Source organism: Nocardia sp. NPDC002869, assembly GCF_046764065.1.
Classification (GTDB): domain Bacteria; phylum Actinomycetota; class Actinomycetes; order Mycobacteriales; family Mycobacteriaceae; genus Nocardia; species Nocardia rhamnosiphila.
In genome coordinates this window covers 1-19,330 of sequence record NZ_JBKOOL010000107.1, presented here as the reverse complement: position 1 = coordinate 19,330, position 19,330 = coordinate 1, and the positions used below count along the sequence as shown (strand labels likewise).

Sequence of the window (19,330 nt, the reverse complement as noted above, 5' to 3'; positions counted from 1 at the left end):
ACACCCACCACCCGGTGGGCTGCGACATCAACTGAATACCGATGACAACGCTCGGACTCTGAAACCGGGTGGTCGCACTATCGGGGACCGGTCAGCAGCACTCAGTTGGTATGAAGAGAATTTAGATAACCTTACCGATTCGTTGAAAGCGGGAGTGGAGTCTAGCAATTATCCGATAGCTGTCGGTGCGGTTACCAATGTAATCCCGTATCTTACCCAGCGTGCTCGCTGGGCGACTGCCAGCGAACTATGCGCTCAGGGTCTAGACCTACTTCCTTACTCAAGCGAGGTGAGTCTCGCTCTAGGTGAGGAACTGCCAGTCATACGTGCAGGTTTGATGGCCTGCTTAGCAGAATCGATGCAAAATTTAGAGCGTCACGAGGAGGCTCTAAATTGGTGTGATCAAGCCCGGAAATGTGGACTCGGGGAGTATTGGAATGCTCATCTACTGAATATCGAAGCTGGCGTATATCGCGGTCAGGGTCGCTATCAAGAAGCGCTAGATATTTACGTGAGGCTGGCAGCGATTGCCGAAAACGATAGCAGTGCCCTATCTCCAGGAATTGTAGATCATAACATCGGGGCAACTCTGCGTGACATGGGGCGCTATGAGGATGCAATTCCATATTTAGAGCGGGATCTTGCGGGGTGTCGAGAAAATGGAGATGTCTACGGTGAGGCGCACACCCTTAACACCATAGGCCTTGCCTGGGGTAACCTCGGAGAGTTGGATCGTGCTCGTGATATGTTGATTTCTTCAATAGAGCTCTATAGGCGTCTAAGTGATCCAATCCATGAAAGTTATGCATGGAATGACCTTGGCAACCTCTTCTCCAGAAGGGAACTCTATGTCATTGCGGAGGCGTGTCATAGGGTTGATTTTTCCCTAAGTTATCCGGCTGGCGATCTAATAGGTGCATCCAAGGCGCTGTTGAAAATTGCAGAAGCGCAGATGCGGATACAACCTCATTTTTACCAAAATGCGCTGAGTTGCGTGGATAATGCGGCGAGGATAATTGCGGTAGAAAGGACAATGGAGACGTATGCGATGGCATGGTCTACCCTAGGCCTTATTGGTCTCTTAACTGGTCAAAGAGAGTCGTCAAAACGTGCGTTTGAGATATCAATAGGTTGTTATCGAGATGCTGGTGACGTTGAAAACTATGTCGGTTCGGTGATCAATTTCGCGCACTCCTTGGTGCTTCTAGGGGAAGCCGATGCCGCATTGGATAGGTTGGAAGCTCTGGTGTCGTGGGTTGCTGATAATAGCTACCCGCGTTGGGAGGAGAAAGCTAGATACCTGGTTGATTTGGTGCGCCTGATTCGAGATGGAGGCTCTGAAGATGTCGACTATTCTGAACTTGCGGAAGCGTTCGATCGACTTTGATCTGGGTCTTGCTCTGGTGATTCATGAGGCGATCTGGGTAGGTCGCAACAGGTGTTGTTTGTTCTTCCGGTGAAATTCCTGTCGAGTCCTAGCTGCCTCCGGAATGCCGTTTTCCGGGTCTCTTTTTCAGGGCATTTTCAACTATTGATTGTATTTGCATTTCTATTTTTGGTCCAGGGTATGTTTTTCTCGTAACTCGCGTCTGCGAATCTTTCCAGTCTGTGTTTTCGGCAGATCCGGGACAATCTTCAGGACCCTGGGGCGCTTATAGGGCGCGAGTCGGTCTCGGGCGAACGATATCAACTCGTCGACCTGGGGGAAATGCCCGTCTTTCAGTGAAACGTAGGCAGTTACCGCCTCGCCTTGGTACTCGTCCGGAATGCCTACAACTGCAGCTTCGAGCACCGCCGGATGTTCGTAGAGGACGTCCTCGACCTCGCGCGGCCATACCTTGTAACCGGAGACGTTGATTTGGTCTTTGATCCGGTCGACCAGGTATACCCAGCCCCGCCCGTCCACTATCGCGCTGTCGCCGGTTCGTAGGCGGCCTTCGGGGAGAGCGGCCTCGGATTCTTCTGGTTTGCGCCAGTATCCGCGGATGACCTGGGGGCCGGTGACGACGAGTTCGCCTTGGCTGCCGGGTGGTAGGGGGTGGCCTTCGGTGTCGACCACCTCGACGTTTACTCCCGGGAGCGGTAGTCCGATGGAGAGAGTGCCGCTGTCCGGGTCGACCGGTGCGCTCGTACCGGGCGGGACCGCGGTGACTGCCGAGGAGGTTTCGGTCATGCCGTAGGCGTTGTGAATGTAGTGGCCGAACCGCTCCCGGAACCGCTCGACCGTGCTCGGTGGAACCGGCGCACCCCCGCTGTACAGCGTTTTGATGGTGGAGAAGTGTCTGGCCGTTGCGTATTCCGAGTTCATCATCGCGTTGAAGGCGGTGATGGAGCCGATGGTGTAGGTGACGCCGTGTTCGCGGAGGGCGTCGACGGCTACGTCGGTGGTGAAGCGGCCGGTGAAGACCAGGGAGGTGCGTTCGGTGAGGGCGAGGGCGCCGATGACGACCGCTCCGGTGATGTGGAACAGCGGGGCCAGGGCGTAGACCACGTCGCCGGGGGTGATGCCGGCGAGTTCGGCGAAGCTGGTGGTTACCGCGCGGACGTTGGCGTGCGAGTTCATGGCGCCCTTGGGCGGGCCGGTGGTGCCGGAGGTGTAGGCGAGGAAAGCGAGGTCGTCGCCGTGTACTTGGATAGTTGGGGGTTTCCGGCCGGCGTACTCGTGGGCCAAAGTCAGTAGGTCTGCGGAACTCTCGTCGGCAGGGGTGGTTTCGGGTTTGAAGACGCGGGGGTCGTTGCGGGACTGGAGGTCCGACTCCGCGGTGCCGAGTACCCATCCGACTGTGGTGCCTTCGACGTCCTCCCGGACCTGTTGCACATCGCGGTCGGTGGTGATGATCCCGACCGGTTCGGCGTCGCTGACCAGTTCGCGGAGTTCGCGGCCGCGATACATCGGGTTGAGCAGGAGGGCGATCGCGCCGAGTTTCCAGAGGGCGAGCAGGACGAGCGCGTATTGCGGGATGTTCTGGAGGTGGATGCCCACCCGTTCACCGTGGCCTACGCCGCGGTCGGCGAAAGCGGCCGCGAGGGCGGTGGCGAGGTCGTCGGCCTCGCGGACGGTGAGGGTGGTGTCGAAGTAGACGAGGGCGGGGGCGCCGGGTTCGTGCCGGACCCTGTCGTGCCAGGCCGCCACGAGGGTGGCGAACTGATCTGTTACCTCTGGGGAGCGGGACGCCCCGTCCGCCGCACCCTCATCAAATGCGGCGGACGGGGCATTCCCGGTGTTACCGGTGGTCATGCCGGGAGTTCCTTGCGGCTGGTTTCGCGGATGGTGGCGACGGTGAGCAGCCCGATGGCGCAGACGCCCATCACCCAGTAGGCGGGCGACATCGCGTTGCCGGTCGATTCGACCAACTGCGCGGCGACATAGGGGGCAGTCCCGCCGGCCGCGATGGTGCCGATATTGAAGCCCAGCGAGACTCCGGTGTAGCGAACCGTTCGCGGGAAGAGTTCGGTGAACAGCGGGAACGCCGGAACCTGCACGACGCCGTTGAGCACCATGTAGACGAAGTAGACGATGCCGATCACGACGATGCTCGACGTCGCCCCCATGATCATGAACGCCGGAAGCGCGATCACGACGTAGGCGAGGTACCCGCCGACGAGTACCGGTTTACGGCCGAACCTGTCGGTGAGCATGCCGCTGATCGGGAAGGTAGCGCAGGCCAGGGCGATGGCGATGGCGGAGGTCCAGTAGACGGCGTCCTTGGAGAAGCCCAGGTCTTTGATCAGGTAGACGCTGAAGTAGGTGAGGCCGATATAGCCGGAGCCGTTCATCGCGATGGCGACACCGACGACGCGGAGTACGGACCACGGGTTCTTGGTGACCGTGTCGAGCAGCGGGCTCTTGGTGACCTGCTGCTTCTCGGCCATCTCCTCGAATTCGGGGGTGTCCTCGAGCTTCATCCGGACGCGGAGGCAGACGTAGGCGAGGGGGAGGGCGAGCAGGAACGGGATACGCCAGCCCCACGACTCCATCTGCTCGTCGGTGGTGATCAGGGCGACCACACCCACGACGGCAGCGGCTACGGCGAAGCCGAGGGTGGAGCCGACGGGGGTGAAGGAGCCGAAGAAGCCGCGTTTGCGGGGCGGGGCGGATTCGGCGATATAGGTCGCGGCGCCGCCGACTTCGCCGCCGGCGGAGAAGCCTTGGGCGAGGCGGACGAGGACCAGCAGGATGGGGGCGAGGACGCCGACGGTCGAATGGGTGGGGAGCAGGCCGAGGATGCCGCAGGCCACGCCCATGCTGACGACGGTGATGACGAGGGCGTGGCGGCGGCCGCGGCGGTCGCCGAGGCGGCCGAAGAAGATGCCGCCGAGGGGGCGGGCGACGTAGGCGACGCCGAAGACGGCGAGGGTCGACAGGATCGACACCGCGGAATTGTCCGACGGGAAGAACAGCGGCGCGATGGTGACGGCGAGGAAGCCGTAGACCGCGAAGTCGTAGTACTCGATGAGGGTGCCGACGCCGCCGGCGATGGCGGCGCGGCGGGCCACGGAGTTCGACTTCTTCGGGGCGGTCACCGGCAGCTGCCCGGCGGGCCGGCTGTCAGGGTTCTCGACGCGATGATCGACATTGGTCATTGCGGTTGTCCTTGGCGTGCGTGCTCGGCGAGCAGGAGTTCATACGAACCACCGGCTTCGATGACCTGAACGGTCCGCGGATTCGGTGGGGTTCCGACCAGGTCGGGTCCCTCGGGCCGGCGCAGGGTGGCGGTGCGCCAGTCGAGGGCCACGGCGTCGTCGACCCGGACTGCGGTCGAGACGCCGGGGATCGTGATCAACGGCATGCCGTTGAAGGTCTCGCCGCGCCAGAAGCCGGGCGAGAAGGATTCCGCGACGATGGCCGCGATACCCGCGTTGCGGAGGGCGACCATGGGTGGATAGTGCGGATGACCGTAGCCGAAGTTACGGCCGCCGACGATGATATCGCCGGGGCGGACACGGTCGGTGAAGGCGGGGTCGTAGGCCTGCATACATACCGAGCGCAGGTGGTCGGGGTCGTAGGACTTGATATTGGCGACGCCGACGACGAGGTCGATATCGAAATCGTCGCCGAAGATCCAGGCGACCTTGCCTTCGATGATGTCCGGCGGTGGGGGATAGGCGCTCACTGGACCGACTCCTGGATGGTGCCGGCCAGGGCGCTGGCGGCGACGGTGTAGGGGGAGCCCATGTAGATGTTGGCGTCGGGGCTGCCCATGCGGCCGGAGATGTTCAGGACGCCGGTGGAGATGCAGTTCTCGCCGGCCTGCAGGGGTTTCTGGTAGCCGAAGCAGAAATCACAGCTCGATATATTGATATGCGCACCTGCGGCGCGGAGCACATCGAGGATGCCTTCTCGCTCGGCCTGTTCGTACACCTTCTGTGAGGTGGGGACGACATTGAGTTCGACGCCGGGGGCGACCTTGCGGCCGTCGAGGACGAGGGCGGCGGCGCGTAGATCTTCGATGCGGCCGCTGGCGCAGGAGCCGATGAATGCCTTGGTGATGGGTGTACCTGCGAGTTCCTGGGCGGTTTTGGTGTTGACGGCCCGGGCCGAGCCGGGGAGCACCACCCGGGGAGTCAGGGTGGAGAGGTCGATGGTGTGGCGGGCCGCGTAGGTGGCGTCGGGGTCGGGATAGACCGGGTCGAAGTCGCGGCGGGCGACATTCTTCGCGTAGGCGAGTGACGTCTCGTCGGGTTCGAAGAGTGCGGAGACGGCGCCGGTGAACATGGCCATGCCGCACAGGCCCTGGCGGTGGTCGATGGCCATCGAGCGGGCGCCGGGGCCGCCGAATTCCATCACCTGATGGGCGCAACCGTCGGCGCCGACCATATCGATGATGGTGTGCACGAGGTCGCGGCTGTCGACGCCGGGGGGGAATTCGCCGACGAGGTCGAAGCGGGTGGTGGCGGGGATATCGACGAAGACGCGGCCGGTGACCCAGGCTTCGATGAGGTCGCGCCGGATACCCCAGCCGAGGGCGCTGAACGCGCCGATACCGCTGATATGGCCGTCGAAATGGACCAGGAATTCGCCGGGGATCGCCAAGCCCAGCTCGGCGGTGAGCTGGTGGCCGATACCGCGGCCCTCGTGCAACTCGATGCCGTAGAACTCGCACCAGTCGCGGGTGACCTGATGGACCTCGGTTTCCTTGTCGTTGCCCTTGGTGAGCATGTGGTCGATGAAGACGATGTAGCGGCTCGGGTCCGCGAGCTCGGTGATCCCGAAATCCTCGCGCATCTGCCGGAACATCACATCGGTGTAGCCGGGGAAGTCGTACGCGATCATGCGCGCGGGGTGCACGGCGTGGTTATCGCCGGCGCGGACCGTGTCCTGATCCGAGGCGCGGCCCAGGATCTTCTCCGTCATCGTGTAACCCACGGCGGTCACTGCTCCTTCGCGGGTAGGTACTTGTTCTGCATGGCCTCGACCTCGGGGAAACCGATCAGCTCCACGAACTCGTGGTGCTGGAGCGCGTCGGCACTCACCTGCGCGGGGGCCTCGCCCGCGGCCAGCCGCTTCAGGGTCTCGCGGGCCGCCCCGGCCACCGCCATCAGCACCTGGGTGGGCAGCAGGGCGAGCCGGACGCCGATCTGATCCAGGATTTCGGGGGTGAAATCGCGTTCGGTCCAGGTCGAGGCGGTGAGGGTGGCCATGAGCGGGACACCGACCTCCTCGTGGCAGCGCTGCCACTGTTCGACGGTTTCGAAGGTCTTGGTCACCGGCATGATCATGTCGGCGCCGGCCTCGACGTAGGCCTGGGCGCGGCGGATGGCGTCGTCGCCGCGGGCATCGGTGCGGGCGATGAGCAGGACGTCGTCGGGGATGGAGTCGCGGACGGCGCGGATCTTGCCGGTGGCCTCGGCGACGGTGATCAGGTCGACGGGGTCGCCCACGCAGATGGGGCAGGACTTGGGGGAGACCTGGTCCTCCATGAACATGCCGCCTACGCCGGCGTCGGCGAACTTGGTGGCGGTGCGGGCGGCATTGACGGCGTTGCCGTAGCCGGTGTCGATATCGGCGACCAGCGGCAACTTGGAGGATTCACGGATCGTGCGGACCGCCTGGAGGTTCTCGGTCTGGGTGTACAGCTCGGCGTCGGGGAGGCCCAGCGCGGCCGAGACGGCGAAGCCCGAGGCGCACAGGGCGCTGAAACCGGCCTGTTCGGCGAGGCGGGCGGTGAGGCCGTCCCATACGCCGGGGGCGTAGACGAGTCCGTTCGACGTGAGGTCTTTCAAGGTCGGGCTGCGCACCAGTCCACTCTCCGTTTCGCAATACGGAATGCGTTTCGTATTTCGATATGAGACGGTAAGGTGGCTCAGGTCACAAAGTCAACCCCGAGCGATGGATGTGTTCGTATGGTGGCGACATCGATCGCACGACCTGTGGAAGCGAGTGAGTAGCAGTGGCTGTGCCCGTAGAGTCCGAGGCGCCGGGGGGTCGCGATGTCGTGGGCGCCGTCCTCAAGGCGTGCACGCTGCTCGGTCACTTCAGCGCGGACCGTCCCGCCTGGACGCTGAACGACCTCACCGTGGCGAGCGGGATGAACAAGACGACGGTGTTCCGCTTGATGGCCACGCTGGTCCAGGCGGGGTGGGTGGATCGCACGGAAGAAGGCGCCTACCGCATCGCCATGCCGGTCTTCGAAATCGGCTCCGCGGCGCTGTCGAAACTCGATATCCGTTCCGCGGCAAAACCTTTCATGTCCGATCTGGCGACCAACTTCGGCAACACTGCCTATCTGATGGTTCCCGCCGAACAGGGGGCGGTGTGCATCGACCTGCTCGAGGGCCGCAACTCGCTCGTCGTCGCCGGCATCAATATCGGATCCGTGATGCCCTATCACGCCGCGGCGGGGCCGGTCGTCATGCTCGCGCATTCGGAAGCATTGCGGGACAGGTGGATCAGTGCCGACCTGCCGGCGATCACCGAGCGGACCATCACCGATGTGGACCGGCTCGTCGCACACCTCGACGCGATCAGGGACGCCGGTTATTCGGTGAGCAACGCGGACTATCTGCCCGGGGTCGCGGCGGTGGCGGCACCGATCCTGGGGCGGGACGGCTCGGTGGTCGCGTCCATCAGTGTGGGCGGCCGGGCCGAGGAGTTCGAAGGCGACGCGCTGGCCGCGAAAATCGAGAAGGTGTGTGACGCGGGGGCGCGGATCACGCGGATCGTGCAAGCCCTACCGCGGGGCTGAGAACTCCACGGCCACCTCGTCTTCCCGCCACCGTGCCGAGACGGAGCCGTTGAGGAGGGCTCGGTCGGGTGCCGATCACGCCCGTCGCTCTCGCCGAGCCGAGATCGAGCCCGCGACCGGAGAAAAGAGAACAACGAATTCACCTGCGGTGCATGCTGTTCGGTGAGCCTCGCCGATGTCCATGGTGGTGGACGATTCGTCACGGGACGGTTCGGTCCTGCCGTCGCTTCCGATCCTTGGGAAGACTCGTGCGGGCGTGTTGCGGAATTCGTCGGTAGCGTTGCTCAGCGGCACGGTTCGAGACCGACGACTAAGTACGGGGTGGCAGTGGAGAAGCGGCGAGCAGCGTGTGGGCGGCTGCGGAAACTCGGTGTGTTCGTGACGGCGCTGGTGCTGGCCGCCGGTGCCGGCGGGGCGGTGGCGGGTGCGGCCCCGATCGCCGCGCCGGCGCTACGGGCCCCGGCCGGTGGGTACCAGGAGCTCGTGGTGCCGTCCGATATGGGACCGATCAAGGTTCAGGTGCAGTGGGCTGCGCGTGGTGGGCGAGCGGCGCTTTATGTGCTCGACGGCCTGCGGGCGCCCCACGACCACAATCAGTGGACCAGCGATACCGACGTCCTGCGGCGGTTCGCCGGAGACGATGTGACGCTGGTGCTCCCGGTCGGCGGGCATTCCAGTTTCTATGCCGACTGGTACCGGCCGAGCAGCACGAACGGCCAGGCCACCACGTACAAATGGGAAACCTTCCTCACCGAGGAACTGCCGGCCTTCCTCGCGAGATACGGGGTCTCGCGCAGCAATAACGCCATCGTGGGCGCCTCCATGGGTGGCGGGGCGGCGCTGGCCCTCGCCGCGCATCACCGCGATCAGTTCAAGTTCGCCGGATCGTTCTCCGGATTCCTCAACCCGACATTCCCCATGTGGAACGAAGCGGTCCGCGCGGCGCTGTGGGACGAGGGCCGGTTCAATGTGGACGATATGTGGGGTCCGGCCGGTGACCCGGCCTGGCACCGCAACGATCCCACCGTGCAGGCCGAACGGCTGCGCGGCCTGCCGATGTACATCTGGGCCGGTAACGGTGTGCCCGGAGCGCCCGACGTGCCCCACGGCGTCGGTAACACCGTGAACGCGATGGGCCTGGAGGCCTTGGCGACAATGGCCGCGCAGATCTTCCGCGACCGGCTCGCCGCGCTGGGGATCCAGGCCCGCGTCGACCTCGTCGCCGGCACCCACACCTGGCCCTACTGGGAGCAGGCGATCACCACCGCCCGCCCGATGATCCTGGACGCCCTCGGCGCGGGCTGACGACGGTTCCGCGAGAGGGAGTGACCAGCATGTCCCGTGTAGCAACGCTTCCGCGACCACGCGCTGGAACACAGGTCCCTGACCGGATGGACCGTGCAACCACCGGGCCCGTAGCAGCGGGCACAGTGCGGCCACGTCGCACCGGTCGTGCGTAGTCGGCTCGCCGGCGCCGGGGTGCATCGGATCACTACCGCGCGCCGGCGGTCCGCGCGGCCGCCCCGCCCCGGGTCGTCGCCGTGAGCGGTCAGTGCAGTGCGCCCACCCGGAGCCACGGTCGCAGCAGGTTCTCCTCGGTGGAGGGGCCCATCTGCCATTCGGCGATCCACGGCCCGGTGCCCTCGCTCGGGTCGAGCGCGCCCTCCTCGACCCACCGGTAGCGGCCGTCGAACAGGTTGCGGGCCAGGCGCACGTCTTCGTCGTCGGTGTTCTCCCACAGCGAGTCGAACAGTTGCCGCACCCGGATTCGGGCCTGCCGGCAGAACACGTCGGCCAGTTCGGTGGCGGCTTCGCCTTCCGCGGTGCCGTCGGCGCGCTCGGCCTGGGCGCGTACACAGGCCGCCGACATCGCGAACAGTTCCGCGCCGATATCGACGAGACGACCCAGGAACACCTGCCGGTACTCGAGCTTCGCCTGCCAGCGCGCCATGCCGTACATCAGCGCGCGGGCCTGTTTACGTGCCATCCGCTCGACGAAACGCATATGCCGGGCCAGCGGACCGAAATCGGCGAATCCGGCCGGTGCCGTACCTGGTCCGACGGCCAACTGCGGGAACCATTTGGCGTAGAAGCCGCCGGCGCCCGCCGCCGCCTTGGCCTTCTCCTTGAATTCCGCGTGCTTGTCGACGAGTGCTCCGGCGGCGGCCATATGCGCGTCGGCCATCTCGCGGGCGACGAGCAGCCGCATGATCTCACTGGAGCCTTCGAAGATGCGGTTGATCCGCAGATCGCGGACCAGCTGTTCGGCGCCGACCGCCCGCTCGCCCCGGGCCCGTAGCGACGCCGCGGTCTCGTAACCGCGGCCACCCCGGATCTGCACGAGTTCGTCGGCGATCCGGCACCCCATCTCCGAGGCCCACAGCTTGGCGAGCGCCGCCTCGATACGGATGTCGTTGCGGTTCTCGTCGGCCATGGTCGCCGAGAGATCGAGTACCGCCTCCAGGGCGTAGGCCGTCGCGGCGATGAAGGACACCTTGGCGCCCACCGCGGCGTGCTCACCGACCGGCCGCCCCCACTGCACCCGGGCCGTGCTCCATTCGCGGGCGATCTTCACCGACCATTTGGCCGCCGCCGTGCACAGCGCCGGAATCGCGAGCCGTCCCGCATTGAGCGTGGTGAGCGCGATCTTCAACCCGTCGCCTTCGCGTCCGATCAGATCCTCTCTGGGCACTCGGACGTTGTACATGCGGGTGACGCCGTTCTCGAGACCACGCAGACCCATGAAGGAGTTGCGCCGTTCCACGGTGATGCCCTCGCTGTCGGCTTCGACGACGAAGGCGGAGATCCCACCGCGGTGTCCGTCGCTCTTGGGCACCCGGGCCATCACCACCAGCAGTTCCGCGACCACGCCGTTGGTGGTCCACAGTTTGACACCGTTCAGCTCGTAGGCCTCACCGTCGGCCGTGGGGGTCGCGGTGCTGGCGATACGGGCCGGGTCGGAGCCGACATCGGGTTCGGTGAGCAGGAAGGCACTGATCGCACCCCGCGCGCACCGCGGCAGGAACCGCTGCTTCTGCTCCGGGGTCCCCGCCAGCTTCAGCGGCTCGGGGACGCCGATCGACTGATGCGCCGACAGCAGTGCGCCCAGACTGGCGTGTACCGAGCCGACCAGCATCAACGCCTTGTTGTAGCCGACCTGGGACAGGCCCTGCCCGCCGTACTCCTCGGGAATCTTCAGACCGAAACACCCGAGTTCGGCGAGGCCGCGTACGAAATGCTCCGGAATACGACCCTGCTCCTCGATCACGCTGCCGTCGAGGGTCTCGCAGTAGGCCCGGAGCCGCGCCAGATACGCGTCGGTGCGGGCGGTGTCCTCCGCGCCCGGCTTCGGGAACGGATGGATGAGATCCACCCGGTAGCGGCCGAGGAACATTTCCTTGGCGAAGGACGGTTTGGTCCAGGTGACCTCGCGTGATTCCTCGACCAGTTGCCGGGCCTGCTCCTCGGTGGCGTCGACTTTCGCGGCAGTGGACATGGCACGCCCTCCTCGGAAGTGATGACGGACACAGACGAGTGTAAGGGCCTTTGTTACCCGTCGGTAGCCCCCGAAATGGGAAAGAGTCCCGCACGGTCGGTCGCGCGTGCGCCGCGAGGGTCGCTCGCCGGCCCCGGAAGCCGTCACGGGATCCGGCACCCAGGTATTCCGGTGCTCCGTGACGGCCGTACGGGAGAATCGGGCTCGCCGCCGCCGAGCCTCGGCGCACCCGTGCCGCTGCCGGAGACTTGGGGCGCTACATCTTGTCGGGGGCGGCGATACCGAGCAGACCCAGCCCGGTGGCCAGGGTCCGGGCGGTGAGATCGCACAGGACCAGGCGACTGCCGCGGCTCGGTTCCTCGGCTTTCAGGACCGGGCAGCGCTCGTAGAACGCGGTGAACGCCGTCGCCAGCCCGTAGAGATAGTTCGCGAGCCGATGGAATTCCATGCTCTCCGATACCGCGGCGACGATATCGGGGAAGGCGAGGAGTTCGAGCGCCAGCGTGCGTTCCGCCGGCTCCTCGATCTGCACGGGGGTGCCGTCGTGGCCGGGGGTCACGCCGCCGCGCCGGAAGATCGACCGGATACGGGCGTGCGCGTATTGGAGGTAGGGGGCGGTGTTGCCCTCGAAGGAGAGCATGCGGTCGAAGTCGAAGGTGTAGTCGCGGAGCCGGTCGGTGGACAGGTCCGCGTATTTGATCGCCCCGATACCCACCGCGCGGGCGACCTCGGCACGGGACCCGGCGTCGAGCTCGGGGTTCTTCTCCGCGATTGCCCGTGTCGCCCGGCCGACCGCCTCGTCGAGCAGGTCGACGAGTTTGATCGTGCCCCCGGCCCGGCTGCGCAGTACTTTGCCGTCGGCGCCGAGCACGGAACCGAACCCGATATGCGTGGCGCGCGCCGGTGGGGCGAGCCAGCCGGCCTCCCGGGCGGTCGTGAACACCATCGCGAAATGCTGCTGCTGCGGCATCCCCACCACATAGAGCAACCGGGTGGCGCCCAGGGTGGTGAGCCGGTCGCGGATCGCGGCGAGATCTGTGGTGGCGTATCCGTATCCGCCGTCGCTCTTGCGGACGATCAGGGGAAGCGGTTCGCCGTCGCGACCGGTGAACCCCTCGGGGAACACACAGTCGGCGCCTTCGCTGGTGCGCAACAAGCCGAGCCGGTCCAATTCCGCGATCACCGAGGCGAGTTGGTCGTTGTAGGCGCTCTCGCCGACGAAATCGGCTTCGACCAGCCGGACATCCAGGCTGTCGTACACCTTCATGAAGTACTGCTTCGATTCGGCAACCAGCAGCCGCCACAGCCGGAGGGTGGCCTCGTCGCCACCCTGGAGCAGGACCACCCGCCGCCGCGACCGCTCCTTGAACTCGTCGGAGCCGTCGAATTTGCGCCGGGCCGTGGTGTAGAAGGTGTTCAGGTCGCCGACCGAGAGCTCGGCGGCGGCCTCCGCTTCGCCGATATCGAGCAGATGCTCGATAAGCATGCCGAACGGAGTCCCCCAGTCGCCCAAATGGTTTCGTTTGATCACCCGGTGCCCCAGCCACTCGGTGATCCGCACTGCGGCGTCACCGATGATCGTGCTGCGGAGGTGTCCGACGTGCATCTCCTTGGCGGTGTTCGGCGCCGAATAGTCGACCACCACGGTTTCCGGATCCACGGGCGGGACGCCCAAGCGGTCGTCGGCGCCGACCGCGCCGACCATCCTGCCGAGAACCTGTGGTCGCAGTGTCATATTGATGAACCCCGGTCCCGAGATCTCGGTGTGCTCCACCAGATCGTCGAGATCGGCGGCCGCCAGCACCGCGGCGGCGATATCGCGGGGTTTGCGCCCTAGGCGCTTGGCCGATCCCAAGGCGGCGTTCGACTGGTAGTCGGCGAACTGCGACCGCTGGACCAGCGGGTCGACGGGTTCACCGACCACAGCCTCGAACGCGTGCGCGAGGCGATCGGACAGTATCTGCTCGGGGGTGCCCACGGAGGGAAACCCTAGCGAACGCTGGGCTGCGCCCGGCATCGCTATCCGCGCCCCACTGGATGACCACGCCGGTCGAATTACAGCGAGTTGCTCGCCGGCTAGCCGGAATCACTGCCACGTCCTGGTCCGGCGCAGCGTCCCGGCTCGCCGGCCACGGCCGCGAGCCGGGGAATGCGAAGGCGATGCTCTCGCCGCGACGACCGGGAGAGTGCGCGATGCCCCGGACACCGGCCGCGCCACCGGTGATTACGAAACGATGGGCTGCGCGCTGATGCTCCGGCTGTCGCGTAGCTCCGCCATGGGGTCGTACCGCCGCAACACTCCTGTCTGCAATAGTTTTTCACGGGACGCGGCATCGAGACTCCATGTGGCGAAGTAGTCATGTGCTTCGTCCCAGTTGCCGGTCTCCCTGGCCGCGCGCAGCAGGTCCCTGGATCGCAGCATGAACTGTATGACGATGGGGCAATCCGGGTTGTCCCACCAGAAATCCGAAAAAGCATTGAATTTACCGAATTTGGCCACCCAGCTGTCGAATGACGGATTCGGATAGTGCAGGATGACCGGGTGGTCGACGGTGCTTTGCTCCCCCTCGTAACCGTCGAAAGAATGTACTCCTGCCTTTACTCCGGGCGACACGCGAACAGCGCTCTTACCGTTGCCGTACGCCATGAAATCGGCCCGGCCGTTGACCCGGAAGAGGGTACATTCGGTAAAGCAGTTGGTGACCTCGTGGTTCAGCGGAACCGCCTCGTGGTTCGTGAAGGTTACGTGTCCCACACGGTCCGTCGTTTTCCAGCTGTGATCGCCTCTGTCGTACAGGATCTCGTCGCTGTCGAGAGGAACGAGCCAAGGGATCCCTTCGGCGAGTGCGTAGGAGACAGCCTCTCGATAGTTGGCGACCTCGCGGTCGAACAGCCCGGACGGCGTCAGATCGGTGCGGGGTGTGGCACCGGGCACCAGCAGAACTCGATCGTCTCGTCTGAATGGCTCGAAAAGCGGTCGTTGGCCAGGGTCGTCCATGAAGATCATGATGATATCCGCACGGCGCAAGTGATACTCGATCCAGTAGTGAAGGCTCGGTCCCGGATCCATAATCGTCGAACAGATCAGCAGGCCCTGCTGAATCGAGGGTGAGCAATTCGTGTTCACGGCCGAAGTCTAGCAATCCGAAGCTATCCGGTTCGGAGCATGCTTTCTTCCGTGGGAAGGAAGCATCGATCCTCCCGAAAATACTCGCAACACCGGCGCGATGCCCGGCATGAGTTCTATTGTAATGCGGGGAAGCGACTGTGGTGGATATCGATCTGCTGCCCCTGGCCGATCCGGCTTGCAGTGACCTACCGTGGGATGGGGTAGCGGCGCATCCATTTGTTCATAATCCATTTATCGCCGGCGAGGACCGGAAGTCCTGCGTGTATTGTCGCCGGATCGAGTTGACCTCGCTTGTTGAAGTATCGGAAGTAGACTGCCTGACCCTTGCGTGGGGAAAACGAGATATCGGGGTCGGGGAAGAAAGTTTCCCCGCCGTCTTCGACGTCGTTCAGATAGATTATGAGTGTCGCAGTCCGCTGGCCGCCGCCGCTGACATGTGCGATGCTTCCGGGGTCCGTCGGTGAATAGAAATCAAAATGACGCATGTATTGGCCCCCCGTTCGATACCGTACGACCTGTAGGCCTTCGCCGTTTTCCACCGGGCAGTTAATCAGTGCGGAAATTCGTCGCTCGACCTTATCGATAACCGGATTTTCGGAAATTCCGAGCGTAAGGCTCTCGCTGGTTCGGGTCTCCGCTTCCTCGAAGAGGCCGGTGGCGGGGTCGATAGTTGCGGAACGCTGCAATCGGCTCGCCGACATATCGATTATATGATCGCACTCGTCGGCGGAAAGTACGTTGTCGAACAAGACTATTTGCGGCCGTTCTACTCGCATCAGTACATGGACCGTGCGATCGTGGGCGTGAACGACCCGGTCCGGTGAGATAGTGCCGGGATCGTATTCGTACGGCGAGGCGCCGGGCATTTCCCCCCGTAGCAATGCGTGCACTGCTGTCATGGCCGCGTTCTTGTCGAAGCCGTCGTTCGCCATGGATTCTATGATCGATTCGGGAGCGTGGCCCTGTTCGAGCCTTTTACTGATCCAATTGCTGATGCTGCTTCGCATCGAATCATCCAGTGCCGCCGTCATGTTCGCAGACTAACACCAGACTCTCGCATTCAGGCTCGGTGCGGAGGGTGCCCCCGCCGTCCTGGTGGTCCATCGGTGATAGATGTCGAGAGGGCGGTGTCGTACGTGGGCGGTCCTCGTCGCCGCCGAATGGCCTGTATCGCGGCGCATATGAATTCCGGGCATCGGTCTCGGTTCGCGGGTCCGGCGGGTGGTCAGTTGCTGATCCGCGGGTTTGCCTCCAGCCCGGTCCCCGGCGCCTGTTTCCGGGAAGCGGATGTGGCCGTCGCCCAACTCCGTCTGCCTCGATCGGTTGCCGGTTGCCGGTTGCCGGTTGCCGGATGGCCGGTCGGGCCCGGGACCGGTCCCGTCTATTCCCGGTGCTGGTGATAGTGGGCTGCCGGGTCGGTCAACTCATTACCTCTGCGGCATTCCTGGCTCCGCGCTCCGCACTCACGAGGAGACATGCGGTCGGAATCGCTGCCTACTTTCGTCTCGATCCGGCGACCTGAATCGATTCCAGTCCAAATACTGCGACGAACCAGGGCGACCTGCGAAGTCGTGGCACTGTGGCGCGCTTCGGCACATATCGGCGCCGAGCGGAGCCGTTGTCGGGCCGAGTCGGCCATCCGGGCATCGGATGCCGTACCGCATCCTTCGGTCACGCTGTGCCGATCCCGCCCGAGCGCTGTGGATCCGAGTTCGGCCCGGCCCGATGTGCACTCGACGGCGGTTGATGCGAGCCGTCGGTTGTCGCAGTTGGGTAGTCTGTCCGGGCGTCGAGTCGTCACCGTACGTCGGCGCGATCTGTACGAGCAGTATGAAGCGAGGTGCGTGAGGTCGAATGCAGCTGCAGCTCTGGCTATGCATCGTGCCGATGCTCTCTGCGGCCGACCCGGCAGTGTGCTGCTGATGCCGATTGTCAGTCCGTTCCGCTGCACGGGCCGCCGCCGTGCATTGCCGTCTCCGTGTAGATCGCGGTGGGGTGGATCGGTTCACGCCGCTGCGAGAAGGTTCGACAGTTGAGTATCCACATACCGAGCGAGGTTGTGCTCTTTCTCAACATCCTGGGCATTCCCTATCCGGATGTCGATGTGGATCAAGTGCGCGAGCTGAGCCGGACCGTCGAGGAACTCGCCACCGAGGTCAGAGAAACCTATGACGAGTCGACCAACACTGTCGAAGCTTTGGGTTCGGCCATTTCCGGAGATTCCTACCAGGCAATCCTGGTGATGTGGGCGCAGAACAAAGGAATGATGTCGGAGCTGGATACCGCATTCGGTATAGCAGCGACAGCGCTCGATATCGCAGCAGACGTCATCGAGGCGATACAGATCGCCGTGCTGATCGAACTGGCAGCGCTCGCTGCGAGCTTCATTGCGAGCATAGGCACTCCGGCGGGGCCGGTTACCGGCCCCGCGATCGCGGCAACGACACGCTACCTTCTCAAAGAAGTGACCAAGGCGTTGATGTGGTATATCGCGGGCGAGGTCATGATGAAAGCCATCCAGCCGCTCTTGGAAAAGTTCGACCTTTTTCTTCGTGATGCGCTACGTCCACCCGGCGAAGTCCCTTCATCCGGCCCCGGATCGACCTACCGCCTCGATCCCGATGAAGTCGAGCGCTACATCAAGATTCTGGACAGTCAGGCCGAGGATATGAAGTCCCACGGCGAGAAGTTCGCCGAGAAGATGGACGGCTTCGACTTCGCCACTCCCGGACTGCCCGTGATACCTGCCGATTGGTCGGATCCTTCCGGAGAACAACCGCTTACCCAGATTCGACCTGATCCGCTTCTGAACGTGCTGTTCCCCGGTTCGTTTCCGGAAAGCCAGCAGCCGACTGCCGGAACACCTTCAGAGAGTGCGCCGAAGGCGGACTCCGCTCCAGGCGCCGACTCCGTGGCGCCCGGAGAGGAACTGGCGGGTGGCGGCACCCGTTCGCCGGTTACGGCCTCGCCCGACAACCAAACGAATGGGCCAGAGGCCGTCGCGTCCGGACCGGTTCAGCCGGGCGCGCCGGGGTCTTCCGTCTCCTCGATGAACACCCAATCTGTGGGTGTCGATTCCGTCGCGCAAGGTGGCGATCGCGCAGCGATTGCTACTGATGGAGCGGAAAACAGCTCCAATAACGCCGAGTCGGAAGCTACGCAGAGCAGAGTAGGCGAATCCGTTGGAATGGCTCCGACAGGGATTGCGCAGTCGACTCCGCCGACGGCGACGCAGTCGCAGACCTCGTCCACATCGAGTGGGCAACAGCGCTCCGTCGACGCCGCGGCGAACAAAGGGCAGGGGGGCGCCGCCCGGCCGGCGGCGGGCGCTGGACCGGCGCAGGGGGGCGCCGCCCGGTCGGCGGCAGGCGCTGCTTCCGATACCAGGCCGCCGTCTGCAGGCAAGGGCTCACGGACACCCTGGTCGCGTGCGGGCGGCAAGCCGGCCCGCGTGGCGGCATCCACGAAAGGCTCCGACGAGAAAACGCCGGCGATTTCTGTGGGAGAAACCGGAACCCGTGGCGAGGCGGACCAGACCGCACAGTCGGGATCAGGGAGTCCGCAGAGCACGGGCCCCCAGGTGTTCGCGCCGGCCATCGGGGGTCCACCGGCCCAATCGTCCAACGACGAGCCGACCGGCCAGGACCGCGAAGTCTCGGCCGATCCTCCACAGAAGGAGCCCGATCCATCCGCGGTCACCGGTCGGCCTCAATCGGGATGACGCGAGCTCGATCAGGAGGGCGCGGCTCTGTACTCCACGGTGGGTCGGCCCTGGCGGCTACAGGAGCATTTCTCGCACAGGTCGACATATCCGCGACTGCTCTCGATCCACCTGGGCACGCCATCGGCTGGAACGGTTCAATCGACGCGGTACCCGCCGTTGACTCGATGTCCGGCAGCCCCCGGATGTCAGCTGATCTCCCCGACCTTGGGGATAGTTCAGAATGGGGCGAGCCAACGAGCAACTCGGTGGTCGACTGCGTTTCTGTTGTACGGAATTCGCGGTCCTTCCGGTTGTCGAACTGCTCTCACTCGATCGAGCCCGCCGGTCGGGTACCGATATCACCGACTACGAGATATTGCGGCGCGCCACCCCTCCGGGCATCGGGTGGTGTTGATACAGCTTTGGGCGTGATGTGCAAGCGGGCACGCGGAGGGGCCCTCTCATGGGCTGGAGGAAGTAGTGGCTAGACGGGGTCTGATGTCAGCGGTCGGCGACGCGCTCGAGTCGGCTGCGCACATGGTTTCCGATCGAATCCCGCCCTGGATGCGGCGGAACGGTTCCGAACGCGCTCAACGGGTACTCAACGCGGGGCGGGAGGCGGATTTGCAAGCCCAGCACGGCATACCGCCGCAGCCGGTTCCGCATCCTGGCGATGTGCGGGTTGCGGGCGGACCTCCGCATCCGCCGCAGCCGTCGCATCCGCCGCAGCCGGTTCCGCATCCTGGCGATGTGCGGGTTGCGGGCGGACCTCCGCATCCGCCGCAGCCGTCGCATCCGCCGCAGCCGGTTCCGCA

General features: G+C 64.6%; 13 protein-coding genes. 4 read left to right on the top strand and 9 right to left on the bottom strand.

The window, feature by feature from the left end; all coding sequences use genetic code 11:
• Window positions 1–1,387 (top strand): tetratricopeptide repeat protein (locus tag ACLML9_RS19385; protein WP_411946851.1); only part of this gene is annotated, 1,387 nt, incomplete at its 5' end.
• A gap of 162 nt (window positions 1,388–1,549) precedes the next feature.
• Here ACLML9_RS19385 and ACLML9_RS19380 read toward each other — a convergent pair.
• The 5 genes from ACLML9_RS19380 to ACLML9_RS19360 are packed head-to-tail and all read right to left on the bottom strand — an operon-like array spanning window position 1,550 to window position 7,239.
• Complete coding sequence (locus ACLML9_RS19380; protein WP_411946850.1) at window positions 1,550–3,238, bottom strand: class I adenylate-forming enzyme family protein; 1,689 nt, start codon at window positions 3,236–3,238, stop codon at window positions 1,550–1,552.
• A complete protein-coding gene (locus ACLML9_RS19375) occupies window positions 3,235–4,584 on the bottom strand; it encodes an MFS transporter (protein WP_411946849.1) in 1,350 nt (449 codons plus the stop codon). The genes ACLML9_RS19380 and ACLML9_RS19375 overlap by 4 nt, the downstream gene beginning before the upstream one ends.
• Window positions 4,581–5,114, bottom strand: coding sequence for a 3-isopropylmalate dehydratase (locus tag ACLML9_RS19370; protein ID WP_411946848.1), 534 nt, complete (start codon window positions 5,112–5,114; stop codon window positions 4,581–4,583). The genes ACLML9_RS19375 and ACLML9_RS19370 overlap by 4 nt, the downstream gene beginning before the upstream one ends.
• Window positions 5,111–6,355, bottom strand: a complete 1,245-nt coding sequence (locus tag ACLML9_RS19365; RefSeq protein ID WP_411946852.1) for a 3-isopropylmalate dehydratase large subunit — start codon at window positions 6,353–6,355, stop codon at window positions 5,111–5,113. The genes ACLML9_RS19370 and ACLML9_RS19365 overlap by 4 nt, the downstream gene beginning before the upstream one ends.
• 17 nt (window positions 6,356–6,372) lie before the next feature.
• On the bottom strand, window positions 6,373–7,239 hold the full coding sequence (locus ACLML9_RS19360; RefSeq protein WP_063039606.1) for an isocitrate lyase/PEP mutase family protein: 867 nt from the start codon (window positions 7,237–7,239) through the stop codon (window positions 6,373–6,375).
• A 152-nt stretch (window positions 7,240–7,391) separates the two neighbouring features.
• On the opposite strand from ACLML9_RS19360, the gene ACLML9_RS19355 reads away from it, so the two are divergent.
• Entirely contained in the window at window positions 7,392–8,186 is a 795-nt protein-coding gene (locus ACLML9_RS19355; RefSeq protein WP_411946847.1) for an IclR family transcriptional regulator, read from the top strand.
• Window positions 8,187–8,507: 321 nt separating this feature from the next.
• Window positions 8,508–9,491, top strand: a complete 984-nt coding sequence (locus tag ACLML9_RS19350) for an alpha/beta hydrolase (protein WP_411946846.1) — start codon at window positions 8,508–8,510, stop codon at window positions 9,489–9,491.
• A 244-nt stretch (window positions 9,492–9,735) separates the two neighbouring features.
• Here ACLML9_RS19350 and ACLML9_RS19345 read toward each other — a convergent pair whose 3' ends face one another.
• From ACLML9_RS19345 to ACLML9_RS19330, 4 genes are all read right to left on the bottom strand, one after another.
• Window positions 9,736–11,682 carry an acyl-CoA dehydrogenase family protein gene (locus tag ACLML9_RS19345; protein ID WP_411946845.1) on the bottom strand — a complete coding sequence of 649 codons (1,947 nt, stop codon included), beginning with the start codon at window positions 11,680–11,682 and terminating at the stop codon, window positions 9,736–9,738.
• 256 nt (window positions 11,683–11,938) lie between these two features.
• Window positions 11,939–13,660, bottom strand: a complete 1,722-nt coding sequence (argS, locus tag ACLML9_RS19340) for an arginine--tRNA ligase (RefSeq protein ID WP_411946844.1) — start codon at window positions 13,658–13,660, stop codon at window positions 11,939–11,941.
• A 246-nt stretch (window positions 13,661–13,906) separates the two neighbouring features.
• Complete coding sequence (locus ACLML9_RS19335) at window positions 13,907–14,809, bottom strand: hypothetical protein (protein WP_411946843.1); 903 nt, start codon at window positions 14,807–14,809, stop codon at window positions 13,907–13,909.
• A gap of 188 nt (window positions 14,810–14,997) precedes the next feature.
• Entirely contained in the window at window positions 14,998–15,843 is an 846-nt protein-coding gene (locus ACLML9_RS19330) for a 2OG-Fe(II) oxygenase (RefSeq protein WP_411946842.1), read from the bottom strand.
• 1,001 nt (window positions 15,844–16,844) lie between these two features.
• Here ACLML9_RS19330 and ACLML9_RS19325 point away from each other — a divergent pair.
• Window positions 16,845–18,533 carry a hypothetical protein gene (locus ACLML9_RS19325; protein WP_411946841.1) on the top strand — a complete coding sequence of 563 codons (1,689 nt, stop codon included), beginning with the start codon at window positions 16,845–16,847 and terminating at the stop codon, window positions 18,531–18,533.
• The last annotated feature ends 797 nt before the right edge of the window (window positions 18,534–19,330 follow it).

Excerpts from the sequence above, each read along its gene's own strand:
- ACLML9_RS19380 (WP_411946850.1), bottom strand. The coding sequence starts at position 3,238 with ATGACCACCGGTAACACCGGGAATGCCCCGTCCGCCGCATTTGATGAG.
- ACLML9_RS19375 (WP_411946849.1), bottom strand. The coding sequence starts at position 4,584 with ATGACCAATGTCGATCATCGCGTCGAGAACCCTGACAGCCGGCCCGCC.
- ACLML9_RS19365 (WP_411946852.1), bottom strand. The coding sequence starts at position 6,355 with ATGACGGAGAAGATCCTGGGCCGCGCCTCGGATCAGGACACGGTCCGC.
- ACLML9_RS19345 (WP_411946845.1), bottom strand. The coding sequence starts at position 11,682 with ATGTCCACTGCCGCGAAAGTCGACGCCACCGAGGAGCAGGCCCGGCAA.
- ACLML9_RS19330 (WP_411946842.1), bottom strand. The coding sequence starts at position 15,843 with ATGACGGCGGCACTGGATGATTCGATGCGAAGCAGCATCAGCAATTGG.